Source organism: Janthinobacterium sp. GL_088, from assembly GCF_057837845.1.
Genome location: NZ_CM174453.1, coordinates 681,523 through 695,090, shown reverse-complemented (window position 1 = coordinate 695,090; position 13,568 = coordinate 681,523). Strand labels below are relative to the sequence as shown.

Genomic DNA, 13,568 nt, shown 5'->3' with positions numbered 1-13,568 from the left:
ACCGCCCCATGCGTCTCTCCCTGCTCACGCGCTGGACGGCGCTGATCATCACCCTGCTGGTGCTGGGCATCGTCATCGCCCTGCTGCTCGCGCATTTTTTACCCGGCCAGCCGCTGCTGGTGCTGGCGGGTACCCTGCTGTGCGTGCTGCCGGTCGCCGTCATTACCATCCGCGCGCAGCTGCAATCGATGCTGTCGCTGTTTCGCGCCTTGAGCGGCACGGTCGCCAGCTACCAGGACGGCGACTTCGGCTTCAGCTTGCGCTGGCAGCAGAACGATGAACTGGCCGACCTGGTGGCGGCCCACAACGCGCTCGGCGACGTGCTGCGCAAACAGCGCCTGGACCTGGTGCAGCGCGAACTGCTGCTCGACACCATGGTGCAAAACACGCCGGTGGCCATGCTGCTGGTGGCCGAGGGCAGCGCCATCGTCTACGCCAACCTGGCCGCGCGCCAGTTGCTGCATCAGGGGCGCCGGCTCGAAGGGCGCCACCTGGCCGATATCGTGCGCGAGGCATCACCGGCCCTGGCCGAAGCGCTGGCGCGCCGCAACGACGGCCTGTTTACCAGCGGCGAGGGGGAACAGGAAGAGGTGTATCACCTGGCGCGGCGCAGCTTCAGCCTGAACGGGCGCAAGCACGAACTGCTGCTGTTGCGCCAGCTGACCCTGGAACTGCGCCGCCAGGAAGTGCAGACCTGGAAAAAAGTCATCCGCGTCATCAGCCATGAACTCAACAACTCGCTGGCGCCTCTGGCCTCGTTGGCCCATTCCGGCGCCGAGCTGGTACGCCGCGGCCAGACGGAACGCCTGCCGCAAATCCTCGCCACCATCGAGGAGCGCACGCGCCACCTGGAAACCTTCATCCTCGGCTATGCGCGCTTTGCCAAGCTGCCCGCGCCGCGCCTGGCGCCGTGCGAGTGGCAGCCTTTCCTCGACAGCCTGGCCTCGCAGGCGGCCTTCACGCTCGACGGCCCGCCGCCCGCGCAGGCGGCCGTGTTCGATGCGGCGCAAATGCAGCAGGCACTGCTGAACCTGCTCAAGAACGCGCTGGAGTCCGGCTCCAAGCTCCAGCATATCGGCCTGCACGTCAGCCAGGCGCAAGGGCAGCTGCGCATCGAAGTGCGCGACCGCGGCCCGGGCATGAGCGGCGCCGTGCTGGAAAACGCGCTGGTGCCGTTCTATTCCACCAAGCGCAGCGGCACGGGACTGGGCCTGGCCCTGGCGCGCGAAATCGCCGAAGCCCATGGCGGGCGCATCACGCTGGCCAACCGCGAGGACGGCGGCCTGGCGGTGACCTTGATTCTTCCCTTGCTGGACAGAAATTAGTTACTGGTGTAACGATTTTTTCATCACACGCTGGGCAATTATTTTTCAGTATTATATTGATAATTAGAGTTTTTAATATTGCAACATCGCGAGCGCCATGCCCGTGTGTTAGAAATAAGCTATTTAAGTTTGCATAATGATATAAAAATAGCTCATTGACAATGAAATGTCCTGGCGATAATTTATCTGAGCGGCACGGTTTTTTTGAAACATCAATCGTTTTTTCGCGGGGATAAAAATGAAACTGAAATCACTCATCGCAGTAGCACTCTTGAGCGCGGCTTCCATCGGCGTAGCCCAGGCAACAGCGTACAACGTGGACCTGACCAACACCACTGGCGACCTGTGGACGGGCGGCTTCAACGCCACGCCCACTCCGCTCGGCGGCTTTACCGATACGTTCACCTTCACTCCCGACGCCACTTTCGGCTCGACCGCGCAAGCCTTCCTGGCCAACCTGTCGGTCACGGGAAGCGATGCGGCCTCCATCAACTTCAGCGGCGCCAACCTGAACGGCATCGCGCTGACGGGCTTTGGCGGACCCACCGTCTTCGGCTATGCCCAGGGCGAGGTGCTGGCGCAAACCAGCCTGCTATTCAACGGTCCGATGGTTCTCACCGTCATGGGCAACAGCAATGGCGGCAGCTATGGCGGCACCTTCAACCTGAACCTGGCCCCCGTTCCTGAACCGGAAACGTATGGCATGCTGCTGGCCGGGCTGGGCGTACTGGGCTTCCTGGCGCGCCGCCGCAAGCAATCTTGAGCTCTCCCCCAAAAAGACGCTGCGGCGTCTTTTTTTCGGCCGGCTGCTAAACTGGCACCATGACGACCGACTTTACCTCCACCACCCATACCGCTTTCAGCCACCCGGGCCACCCGCCTGCCACCACCACAGAACACCGCGGCATCCGCTACCTGCACCTGGGGACCAAATGGGTACAGGGCGCCATGCGCCTGGACAAGCCCGACGCCATCGAGCTCGAATACGTGCAGATGATGATGATGTGGATGCTGTTCAAAACGCAGCCCAAACGCATCGTGCAGCTGGGTCTGGGCAGCGCCGCGCTGACCAAATTCAGCTACCGCCGCTTCCCCGATGCCACGGTCACGGCCATCGAACTCAATCCGAACGTGATCGCCATCTGCGGCGCCCAGTTCGCACTGCCGCCGAACGACGCGCGCCTCGACGTGCGTGAAATGAATGCGCTCGACTTCGTGCTCGATCCGGCCAACCACGGCACGGTCGACGCGCTGCAAGTGGACCTGTATGACGAAGACGCGCGCGGCCCCGTGCTCGACACCCCCGAGTTCTACCAGGCTTGCCACGACTGCCTGACGGACGACGGCATCATGTGCACGAATGTCTTCGGCGACTTCCCCAACTACGACAAGAATTTGCAGGCGATGGAACTGGTCTTCGACGCCGTCGTCTGGGTGCCGGAAATGGAAGATGAAAACATCGTCGTTCTCGCTTTCAAAAAATCGCCATCGCTCGACTTCAGCGAGCTATACGAGCGCGCCGCCACCATCAGGAAGCAGTTCAACCTGCCGGCCAAGAACTGGGTTAACGGCTTGAAACAGTGGATGCAGGACCAGCAATAAGGTAGTTGCATCACGCCGGCAGCAGCGCGCCCAGGCGGCGCGCCAGGCCATCCATGTTCTCGGCCGGCACCTGGGCATAACCGAGCAGGAAACCGTTCCAGCCCGCCCCCTCGCCCGTGCCATGCGCAGACAGCGCCAGCGCCACGATGCCGTCCTGCGCGGCGCTGCGGCTCAGCGCCAGGTCATCCCATGCGCGATCGTGAAAACGCAGCGCCAGGTGCATGCCAGCCGTGCCGCCATGAATGGCCGCGCCGCCGCACGCATGGCGCTGCAGCGCCTCGCCCAAGGCGTCGCGGCGCTGGCAATACAGCCTGCGCATGCGGCGCACGTGGCGCGCAAACAGGCCGCTGCGCAGGAAGTCGGCCAGCGCCAGCTGCTCGGCCACGCGGCCACGCGCGGCGCCCTGCGCCTGCATCTGCGCGAAGGCGCCGGCCAGCGCGGCCGGCACGACGATAAAGGCGATGCGCAAGGCGGGAAACATGGTCTTGCTGAAGGTCCCAAGGTACACGACGGGCGCGTCGGCCACCAGTCCCTGCATCGCGGCCAGGGGTGGGCGGCCATGGCGAAATTCGCTGTCGTAATCGTCTTCGATGATCAGGGCGCTGACCGCGCGCGCGCGTTCGAGCAGCGCCATGCGGCGCGCGGGACTGAGCACGCTGCCCGTCGGATACTGGTGCGACGGCGTCGTGTAGATCAGGCGCGGCGGCGTGTCGCGCCAGTCGTCATCCGTCGGCGCGATGCCGTCCATGTCGACGGCGATGCCAGCCACCTGCAAGCCGGCGCCACGGCCCGCCGCCAGCGCGCCACCATAGCCGGGATGCTCGATCCAAAAGGTGTCGCCCTGGTCGGCAAAGGCGCGCAGGCAAACATCGAGGCTGCTTTGCGTGCCGTCCGTGATGAACACCTGGCCTGCATCGCAGACGACGCCGCGCGCGGCGCGCAAATGCTCGGCGATGGCCATGCGCAGCTGCGGCTCGCCGGCCGGATCGCCGTAATTGAGCTGGCGCGGCGTCAGCGCGCGCCACGCACGGTCCAGCATGCGCCGCCACTGCGCCAGCGGAAATTCATCAAGCGCCGGCACGCCAGGCGCGAATGCGCCCATGGCATCGGCGGGAAACACCAGCGCCGCATTCACATCCTGTCCCGCCACGCCACGCAAATGCCGGGCGCGGCGCGACAAGCCATCATGGCCACCGCTCACTGACGATACCACCGGCACCCCGGCGCTGCCAGCGACGACGGTGCCGCGCCGGTCCGGCAAGACAAACCCTTCGCTGGCCAATTGCTCATAGGCGTACAGCACGGTATTGCGTGCCAGGCCCAATTCGACCGCCAGCACGCGCGTGGCGGCCAGCCGCTTGCCGGGCGCCAGCTGGCCGCAGCGGATCGCCGCGCGCAGGCATTCATGCAGCAGGCGCTGGCGCGGCCAGCCCCGCTCGCGGTGCGTGCGCTCGAATGCACTGAGCAGCAAAGCAAAATCCATATATGTCCTTCAAGCGTGGCTCTATATTATTTATCGGCTCTGGATCTTTTTTCAGGGCCAGATGCCGATTATAGTGCGGCCTGCTTCTTCAACCAACGGGATTTCCGCCATGACCGCTACCGCCCTGCCCCCCAGCCCCCGTACCCGCGTGCGCCGCGTCGCCGAACTGGCCAGCTACGAGCAAGCCAGCCTGTACGACATCCTCGACGCCGCCTATCTATGCCATATCGCTTTCCAGGACGAGCACGGAAACCATTGCATCCCGACCGCCTGCTGGCGCATTGGTGGCCACCTGTACATCCATGGCTCGAACGGCAGCCGCATGCTCAAGCAGCTGCTGCGCGATACGGACGTCTGCGTGACGGTGACCCATCTCGACGGCCTAGTGCTGGCGCGCTCCGCCTTCAATCATACGATGAACTACCGCTCGGCGATGGTATACGGGCAGTTTGAAAAAGTCAGCGACATCGGCCAGCAGCATGCGGCGATGGATGCGTTGATGGAGAAGCTGGCGCCGGGACGCCTGGCGCACGTGCGCGGCGGCAGCGCCAAGGAATACGCGGCCACCACCGTGCTGCGCATCGCGCTCGACGAATGCGCCATCAAGCAGCGCAAGGGCGGCCCGCTCGACGACGCGGACGACATGGCGCATGCCGTCTGGACGGGCGAGCTGCCGTTTACACACGGCCGTGGCGCGGCCGTCGCCGATGCGCTCAACACCAGCGAGATGCCCGCGTATGCCGCCGCATGGGGGACGGAATCCGCTTGACCGGCCTGCGTGCTTGACCGATGATCGGCGTTGATGGCGATCGCCACCAATTGACCAACCGATCCAATCACGCATGGAGCATATGATGATGAAGCGAGTATCCCTGGCCACGGCCCTGACGGTCATGCTGGCCTGTGGCGGCAGCGGTGCGGCCCTGGCCGCCGAGGCGGGCGACGCGGCCCTGAAGGCAGCCATCGCCGGCAGCGCGCGCACGCCGGCCAACGCGCTGCGCGACAGCGCCCGCCACCCGTATGAAACGCTGACGTTTTTCGGCATCAAGCCGACCATGACGGTGGTGGAACTGGCGCCTGGCGGCGGCTGGTACACGGAAATCCTGGCGCCCTACCTGCGCGACAACGGCAAGCTGATCGCCGCCGGCAACGATCCTCAATCCGCCAGCGAAAGCGCGCGCCGCGGCGCGGCGCGCTTCCAGCAAAAACTCGACGCCAACCCGGCAGCTTTCGGCAGGGTGGAGATCGGCGCCTTCGCGCCACCCACCACCTACCGCATCGCGCCCAAGGGCACGGCCGACATGGTGCTCACCTTCCGCAATATCCACAACTGGATACCGATCGGCGAAGCGGGCATGCAGACCCTGTTCAAGGAAGTGTATGACAGCCTGAAACCGGGCGGCGTATTTGGCGTCGTCGAGCACCGCCTGCCGGCGAACAAGGCGCAAGATGCCACGGCCAGCAGCGGCTACATGCACGAAGCGTATGTGATCAAGCTGGCCGAAGGTGCAGGTTTCAAACTGGCGGGCAAATCGGACATCAACGCCAATCCGAAAGACACGGCAGACCATCAGGGCGGCGTGTGGGCGCTGCCGCCCACCTACGCCAACAAGGATGTGGACCGTGCCAAATACACGGCCATCGGCGAGAGCGACCGCATGACCTTGAAATTCGTCAAGCCATAGCGACTGACAGGCGGTGCGCCTGCCTGGCGCGCCGCCAACTGAGGTGATGCCTACACGTGGATGCCGTACACGCCGCACAGGCGTTTCACCAGAGCACAATCGTTTTCATTGCCGTTGGCGAGACAGGAGTCGCGGGCTTCTTCACACGCTTCACGCGAAGGCAAGGCATAAGCGCTGGAACTGATGGCGCCGGCAAAACCGACGGCGGCGCAAAAGACAAATACGGCTTTTTTCACATTGATCATTTTTATCCCGTTCCCAAAGAGTTGAGTTGTTATATAAAACCACTGGAAGACAAAGACGCCAGCCGCCAGAAACTGCCTGTCGAGAGACGAATTTCATGGCGCACGGAAATAGTAACACCTTGAAAAGTTAATAAATACGCAAACAAGAAAACAAGATAACGTTTCTTTTTCATCCCATTTCATGGAATAAAAACTGGCCCGCCGCCCTCCTGCCGTGCATTTGCATGGAAACAGGCGAAAAAAAACCGCAGCACAGGCTGCGGTTTTGGTATCGAGCTTTATTTCTTCGCTTCTTTCGGCTTCACCGGCGCCAGGCTCAGATCCTGGAAGTCGTAGCTGAAATCCGTCTCGGCCGACACGGGCGCCATCTTCACCCGGTCGATGCTGCCATCGGGATTGAGCGAGAACGTCACGTAGGCGTCGGCGTTGAAATTGCGCTCTTTCCAGCGCACGATGAAGGTGTCGTGCTGCCAGTGTTCCAGCTCGCCCGTCAGGTCCGGCGTGCGCGTGAAGCTGAGGATGTGTTTTTTCCCTTCCGGCTTGATCACGACTTTGCCATACCAGGCATCTTCATACTCGCCATCGTACGCCGCCAGCGGCAACGATGGCTGCGATTTCGCCGCGCGCGCGCTCGACGCCTTGCCCTGCTTTTTCACTTCCTCCGCATGCTGATCCTGTTCCACCTTGGCCACCAGGGCCAGCCAGTCCGACGGTGCCGCCTGCAGGTAATGGTCGAGGATGCGCCATTGCAGTGCCGTCATGGAACCGCCATTTTCCGCATTGGTCAGAATGGCCACGCCCAGTTTCGCTTCCGGCACCATCACCACGCGCGAATAAAATCCCTGCAGCGCGCCGCCGTGCATGGCCACTTTCATGCCCTTGTAGTCGCGCAACTGGAAGCCCAGGCCATACGCGCTGAAATTCGGTTTCGTCGCGGCCAGCGCCGGCTTTGGCTCGGAAATCTTGATCGGCGTTTGCGCCGTCCACATTTCGCGGCCCTGCTTTTCGCTGAACAGACGCGCGTCCTTGCCATCCTTGTCCTTCACGCCGGCGATCTTGCCGCCATCGAGCAGCACCATCATCCACTTGGCGATATCTTCCGCATTCGTGTTGATGCCGACGGCGCCCACGGCGTTCGGCACGGGCATCGATTTGACGGCGGCGATCTTGCCGTCGATCTTGCTGTGCGCACTGGCGACGTCGGACTTGCCCGCATTTTCAGCCAGGCTGGTGGTGGTGCCCGTCATGCCCAGCGGCGCCAGGATGCGTTCATGCATGGCCTCACCCCAGCTTTTCCCCGCCTTGTCGGCGATGATCTTGCCGGCCACGATATACAGCAGGTTATCGTAGGCATAGCTGTTGCGAAAACTCGTGGCCGGACGGATGTAGCGCAGCTTCTCGATGATCTCGTCGGTGCTGAAGGTGGTGGTCGGCCACCACAACAAATCGCCGGCACCCAGGCCCAGCCCACTGCGATGCGTCAGCAGATCGCGCACGGTCATGGCGCCCGTCACGTAGGAATCGTGCATCTGGAAGCCGGGCAGGTGCTTGGTGACGGGATCGTCCCAGGCCAGCTTGCCATCGTCGACCAGCATGGCCAGCGCGGCGGCCGTGTAGCCTTTCGAGTTCGAGGCCACCTCGAACAGGGTCTGCGCATCGACGGCCGCCGGCTCGCCCAGCTTGCGCACGCCAAAGCCCCTGGCGGTGACGACTTTACCGTCCTTGACGATGGCGATCGCCATGCCGGGCACGTCGAACACTTTCAAAGCGGTGGCGACGTCGCGGTCAAGATCGAAGGCGGGCGCAGGTGCCGGTGCGGCGGCAACGACGGGGGCAGCGTCAAAAGCCAGCGCCGGCACGGTGATGCTGGAAAACGCCAGCACGATGGCGGCGGCAAGACGGTTCATGGTATGCATGGTCAGGAGTTCCAAGGAAGGTTCAATGCGCTTGCGCGGCCATCAATTTATCGACGCTTTCCTGCGTCACCGGGTGGTAGCGTTCACGCGCCTTCGCATACACGTCCTTGGCCCAGGCATGGCCTTGCGGCGTCTTCATCAAGGCGCTGTACAGGGGCACGACGAACTTCTGGCGGCCCACGCTCATCAGGAACGTCTGCAAGGGCTGGTGCACATCGTAGCCGGCGTTCACGGAGGCCAGATAGAAGCGGTAAGCGACTTCATTGTTGCCGCTCTTGCCCACGCCGTAGACCTGGTCCAGCTCACGCAATTGCGCCGCGCTGGCCTTGTTGTTGATGTCGTTCAGGAAGTGCATCGATTCGATGGCAATCCACTTGTCCATGCCCAGGTCCTTGGTCGCCAGCTCGCCCTTGAGCCAGGCGTCGCGGTGCTGGTCGAGCAGTGCCAGGCGCGGCGAGACGACGCGCTGCGCGCTGGCCGGCACGCCCGTGCCATACAGCCATTCATCGAGTTCCGCTGCCGGCATGACGTCCGGATGCTGCGCCAGCAAATTCTTGCGCAGGTAGGTAATGAACTGCTCCGTCGTCACGCTCTGAAACGCGTGCTGGTCGAACCAGCCGCGCAGGAAGGGGTCGAACACGGCACGGCCCGCGCGGCGCTCCATGGTGGCCAGGAACCAGGCGCCTTTCGGGTAGATGATGCCGTCGTCCGTGTACGTTTCGGCCGGGTTGGCATCCGCATCGCGCGTGATCAGCGCCGTTTTCGCCGCCGGCAATTCACGGATCGAAGCGGCCAGTTCTTCCTGGTCGACCTGCACGCCCATCTGCGCCACTTCGCTGCCATACAGCTGCTCGACGATGCGCGTGGTGACGTAGGTGGTGAAACCTTCGTTGAGCCACATGTGCTTCCACGAGGCGTTGGTGACCAGGTTGCCCGACCACGAGTGGGCCAGTTCATGCGCGATCAGGTCGACCAGGCTGCGGTCGCCCGCGATCATGGTCGGCGTGAGGAAGGTCAGGCGCGGGTTTTCCATGCCGCCGTAAGGGAACGATGGCGGCAGCACGATCATGTCATAGCGTCCCCATCCATACGGACCATACAGCGCTTCGGCTGCCTGTATCATTTTTTCCGTGTCGGCCAGCTCGTATTCGGCCGCCTTGATGCGCGGCGGCTCGGCATACACGGCGGAGCGGGGACCGAGTTTGCGCACTTCCAGTTCGCCGATGGCGATGGCCAGCAGGTACGAGGGAATCGGCTGCGGCATCCGGAATTTCCAGCCGCCCTTGCCCGTCGCCTTTTCATCGTTCTCGGCGCTCATCACGACGCGCATGCCCGCTGGCGCATCGATGCGCGCGCTGTACGTAAAGCGCACGGCCGGCGTATCCTGCGACGGCACCCACGAACGGGCGTTGATGCTTTGCGACTGGCTGAACATGAAAGGCAGCTTGCCCGACATGGTTTGCTGCGGCGTGAGCCACTGCAGCGCGATGGCGTTCGGCGCCGTGTGATAGTAGACGCGCACCTTGCCCGGCTGGCCCGTAGTGGTGATGCGCAGTGCCTGGCCCTTTTCCGGGTCGGCCTTGTCCAGCTGGTACGGCGCCATCTGCCAGGCGCCGCGCTTGTCCTGTACCTGCACTTTCGCAATCGACAGGTCGCGCGTATCGAGCACCAGGGTGCGCGCCGCCGGGTCGATCCAGTTCAAGGACAGCTCGGCATAGCCGGACAGCGTCTTTTGCTTGAAGTCCGCTTTCAGGTCCAGCTGCAGGTCGCGCGTGCGCACCTGGTCGTAGCGCGCATAGCTGAGGGGGTCGGCGTGCGCGGCCAGGGTTACCTGGCAAAGTAGCGCACAGCCCAGCGCGCGCAGGAAGGTCAAAGTTTGCATGGTCGTCTTTTGAATGATTTGCGAAAGCCCCGGTCCGTGTGCGCCGAGGCGTCGCGCAGAATAGCACTTCCGGCGCAGGCCGGCAGAAAAAAGCGCCGGACCGGCCGGCGCTTTTTCCTTATTTTGTCTCGGCCTTGGCCTCGGGCGCCTTCAGCGGCGTATTAACATCCTTCATCAGGTTGTTCTTGTCGCGATCGAGCTTGAACAGCTCCAGGCGCGATGGCGTGATTTTTCTCGGCCATGCATTGTTGCTGGTGTCGATGTCGGCCGTCTCCCAGTACGGGTCCTGCACCAGGCCCACCATCGGTTCATCCGTGATGATCACCTTGCTGATCTTGTGCGGCGCATAGCGCCATACTTCTGCCGGCACGCGCTCGATGATCTTCTTGCCGCTTTTCAGTTCGATTTCCAGGATCAGCGGCATCACCAGTCCGCCGAGATTCGAAAAGTCGACCAGGTACAGATGCTTGCCCATGTTGCGCTGTTCCAGCAGCTTGCGCTCCCACGGCTCCAGCGTTTCCTGTTCTTCCGCATAGCTGTTGCGGTCCTTGTTGGTGACCGTGAAGTCATCGTGCTGGTTGTAGAAATCCTTCAGCGCGGGATCGATGTCGACCTTCTTCGGCAGCGCCTTGTTGCGCTGGTCCGAGATCGATATCGGCTGGGCCGCCTTCTGCGCCTTCTTCCACGCCTTCTCGACTTCCGGGTTCTTCGTGCTCACGCCATATTCGCTGATGCCGTCGATACTAATGTCGACCGCGTCGGTGGTATAGAACCAGCCGCGCCAGAACCAGTCCAGGTCCGTGCCGGAAGCGTCTTCCATGGTGCGGAAAAAGTCGGCGGGCGTCGGACGCTTGAACTTCCAGCGCAATGCGTACTGCTTGAAGGCGAAATCGAACAGTTCGCGCCCGAGGATGGTTTCGCGCAGGATGTTGAGGGCCGTGGCCGGCTTGTCGTAGGCGTTCGCCGTGAACTGCAGCAAGGACTCGGAATTGGTCATGATCGGTACCTGGTTCTGGCTGCGCATGTAGTCAACGATCTTGCGCGGCTCGCCACTCCAGGACGGAAAGTGCTCTTCCCACGCCTGCTCGGCCAGGTACTGCAGGAAGGAATTGAGGCCCTCGTCCATCCACGTCCACTGGCGCTCGTCCGAATTGACGATCATGGGAAAATAATTGTGGCCCACTTCGTGGATGATCACGCCGATCAGGTCATATTTGGCCGTCTTCGAATACGTGCGTTCGCCCGTCTTCTTGTCCTTCACGGGGCGCCCGCCATTGAACGAGATCATCGGATACTCCATGCCGCCCACGGCGCCGTTGACGGAGATCGCGTTCGGATACGGATAATCGAAACTGTACTTGTTGTACTGCTCGATCGCGTGCACGACGGCGCGCGTGCTGTACTGCTGCCACAGCGGGTTGCCCTCGTTCGGGTAATACGACATGGCCATCACGCGCTTGCCGCCGCTGTCCAGGCCCTGCGCATCCCAAATGAACTTGCGGCTCGACGCCCACGCCACGTCGCGCACATTAGCCGCCTTGAAGTGCCAGGTTTTCATGCCCGCCGCCTTGCCCTTTTCCGCCGCCAGCGCCTCGGCGGGCGTGATCACCAGCAGCGGCGTATCGCTGTTTTTTGCGCGCGCCAGGCGTTCGCGCTGCACGGAGCTCAGCACGGCGGCAGGATTTTGCAGCTCGCCCGTGGCAGCCACCACGTGGTCGCCCGGCACCGTCAGATACAGCTCGTAATCGCCAAACTCCAGCGTGAATTCCCCGGAGCCGAGGAACTGCTTGTGCTGCCAGCCGACGGCGTCGTAGTAGGCGGCCATGCGCGGGAACCACTGCGCGATCTGGAAAATCGCGTTCTTGTCGTCTTCAAAATACTCGTAGCCGGAGCGCTCGACCAGCACCTTCTGGTCATTGATCTGATACGTCCAGTCGATGTTGAACGTGATGCTCTGGCCGGGCGCCAGCGCCGCCGGCAGATCGATGCGCAGCATGGTCTGGTTGACGACATGCGGCAGCGGCTTGCCGCTGGCCGCCTTCACGGCGGTGAGCTTGAAGCCGCCGTCGAATTCGCGGCCCGCATGGATGGCGCGCAAGTCCTCGAACTTCAGCGCTTCGTCTTCGCTGCCGCTCAGCCAGGCCTGGCGCGAGGGCGCGCTCAGCACGCGGCGCTGGTCGGCATCCTGGCGCAAGCCATTCTGGTCCAGCTGCAGCCACAGATACGCGAGGCTGTCGGGCGAGCGGTTGTGATAGGTGATCTGTTCGCTGGCCGTGATGGCGCGCCGTGCCTCATCGAGCGTGGCGCGGATCACGTAATCGGCGCGCTGCTGCCAGTAGGCATGGCCCGGCGCGCCGGACGCCGTGCGATAGGCATTCGGCGTGGGCAGCAGTTCCTCCAGTTGGCGGAACTTGTCGTCGAAGGGCGCGGCGGCGCACAGGCCGGGCAAGGGAGCAAACAAGGTCAAACACAAGGCAAGCAAGCGGACAAGGACCGGCATGGCGCATTCCATCTGGGAGTCGTGGACAGACTGCATTCTAAGGCGAGTCTGTTTGCAAATCGATCATTGTTGTCGAAGTCCCACACACCAGGCCGTGTTGTGCCCCGGCAGTACTGGCGCCGGCGCGGGCATTGGCGTATGATGCGCCTCGAACATTGGGGAGTAGTCGTCCCGCGGTCCTGCCGCGGGAACCTGTATCAACATAATTGGCCCGCAGGCCATGGTGCAGGTGGTTGCAGAACTTGACGAGACCATTGATCCAGGGCGGCCGCATGGGCCGGAGTCGCCCGTGGATCATTGGTTAATTCGTCCGGCCCACGTACCTCTTGCAATCTCATGGAAGCATTCCTCATCTCCACCGGCATCGTCGGTCTCGCTGAAATCGGCGACAAAACCCAACTCCTGGCCTTTCTGCTGGCCGCCAAATTCCGCAAGCCCTTGCCCATCGTGCTGGCGATTTTCGTCGCCACCATCGCCAATCACGCGTTTGCCGCCGCCGTCGGCGCCTGGATCACCAGCATGCTGGGGCCCGACGTGCTGCGCTGGGTGCTCGGCGTATCGTTCCTCGCCATGGCCGCCTGGACCCTCATCCCCGACAAGCTCGATGAAGACGAGACGAAGCTGGCAAAATATGGCGTCTTCCTGACCACCCTGATCGCCTTCTTCATGGCGGAAATGGGAGACAAGACGCAGGTCGCCACGGTGGCGCTGGCGGCCCGCTACCACGACATTGTTTCCGTCGTGCTGGGCACCACCTTCGGCATGATGCTGGCCAACGTGCCAGCCGTCTACCTGGGTGACAGGATCGCCAACCGCGTGTCGCTGCGCCTCGTGCACGGCATCGCGGCGCTGGTCTTTGCCGTGCTGGGCGTGGCTACCCTGCTCGGTGCGGGTGCGGCCCTGGGGTTTTGACATAACATGAAATAATTT

The 13,568-nt window shown here is 62.9% G+C and carries 11 protein-coding genes and 1 riboswitch; of the genes, 6 read left to right on the top strand and 5 right to left on the bottom strand.

Features of this window, described 5'->3' with window-relative positions:
• Positions 1-8: 8 nt before the first annotated feature.
• From AC3IQ7_RS03030 to AC3IQ7_RS03020, 3 genes are all read left to right on the top strand, one after another.
• Entirely contained in the window at positions 9-1,325 is a 1,317-nt protein-coding gene (locus tag AC3IQ7_RS03030) for a sensor histidine kinase (protein ID WP_489208336.1), read from the top strand.
• 238 nt (positions 1,326-1,563) lie between these two features.
• On the top strand, positions 1,564-2,088 hold the full coding sequence (locus tag AC3IQ7_RS03025; protein WP_099380518.1) for an FxDxF family PEP-CTERM protein: 525 nt from the start codon (positions 1,564-1,566) through the stop codon (positions 2,086-2,088).
• A 59-nt stretch (positions 2,089-2,147) separates the two neighbouring features.
• Positions 2,148-2,927 carry a spermine/spermidine synthase domain-containing protein gene (locus AC3IQ7_RS03020; RefSeq protein ID WP_322426681.1) on the top strand — a complete coding sequence of 260 codons (780 nt, stop codon included), beginning with the start codon at positions 2,148-2,150 and terminating at the stop codon, positions 2,925-2,927.
• 10 nt (positions 2,928-2,937) lie between these two features.
• Here AC3IQ7_RS03020 and pdxR read toward each other — a convergent pair whose 3' ends face one another.
• Positions 2,938-4,410 carry a MocR-like pyridoxine biosynthesis transcription factor PdxR gene (gene pdxR, locus AC3IQ7_RS03015; RefSeq protein WP_489208335.1) on the bottom strand — a complete coding sequence of 491 codons (1,473 nt, stop codon included), beginning with the start codon at positions 4,408-4,410 and terminating at the stop codon, positions 2,938-2,940.
• 109 nt (positions 4,411-4,519) lie between these two features.
• Between pdxR and AC3IQ7_RS03010 the strand changes: the two genes are divergently transcribed.
• Together AC3IQ7_RS03010 and AC3IQ7_RS03005 are read left to right on the top strand one after the other, a co-directional pair.
• Positions 4,520-5,179 (top strand): pyridoxamine 5'-phosphate oxidase family protein, encoded by a 660-nt coding sequence (locus tag AC3IQ7_RS03010; RefSeq protein ID WP_489208334.1) that lies wholly within the window; start codon positions 4,520-4,522, stop codon positions 5,177-5,179.
• A gap of 88 nt (positions 5,180-5,267) precedes the next feature.
• The gene (locus tag AC3IQ7_RS03005) at positions 5,268-6,095 is read left to right on the top strand and encodes a class I SAM-dependent methyltransferase (RefSeq protein ID WP_489208333.1); all 828 of its coding nucleotides are present in this window, start codon (positions 5,268-5,270) and stop codon (positions 6,093-6,095) included.
• Positions 6,096-6,145: 50 nt separating this feature from the next.
• Here AC3IQ7_RS03005 and AC3IQ7_RS03000 read toward each other — a convergent pair whose 3' ends face one another.
• The 4 genes from AC3IQ7_RS03000 to AC3IQ7_RS02985 all read right to left on the bottom strand — a co-directional run bounded on the left by AC3IQ7_RS03000 (position 6,146) and on the right by AC3IQ7_RS02985 (position 12,638).
• Complete coding sequence (locus AC3IQ7_RS03000; protein WP_219310361.1) at positions 6,146-6,340, bottom strand: hypothetical protein; 195 nt, start codon at positions 6,338-6,340, stop codon at positions 6,146-6,148.
• Between the two features lie 278 nt (positions 6,341-6,618).
• Entirely contained in the window at positions 6,619-8,256 is a 1,638-nt protein-coding gene (locus tag AC3IQ7_RS02995) for a serine hydrolase (RefSeq protein WP_489208332.1), read from the bottom strand.
• 22 nt (positions 8,257-8,278) lie between these two features.
• On the bottom strand, positions 8,279-10,138 hold the full coding sequence (locus AC3IQ7_RS02990; RefSeq protein WP_489208331.1) for a M1 family metallopeptidase: 1,860 nt from the start codon (positions 10,136-10,138) through the stop codon (positions 8,279-8,281).
• A gap of 118 nt (positions 10,139-10,256) precedes the next feature.
• Complete coding sequence (locus AC3IQ7_RS02985) at positions 10,257-12,638, bottom strand: M1 family aminopeptidase (protein ID WP_489208330.1); 2,382 nt, start codon at positions 12,636-12,638, stop codon at positions 10,257-10,259.
• A 145-nt stretch (positions 12,639-12,783) separates the two neighbouring features.
• A riboswitch (yybP-ykoY riboswitch) is annotated at positions 12,784-12,953 on the top strand.
• Positions 12,954-12,974: 21 nt separating this feature from the next.
• Here AC3IQ7_RS02985 and AC3IQ7_RS02980 point away from each other — a divergent pair.
• Positions 12,975-13,550 carry a TMEM165/GDT1 family protein gene (locus AC3IQ7_RS02980; RefSeq protein WP_058050181.1) on the top strand — a complete coding sequence of 192 codons (576 nt, stop codon included), beginning with the start codon at positions 12,975-12,977 and terminating at the stop codon, positions 13,548-13,550.
• Positions 13,551-13,568 lie beyond the last annotated feature (18 nt).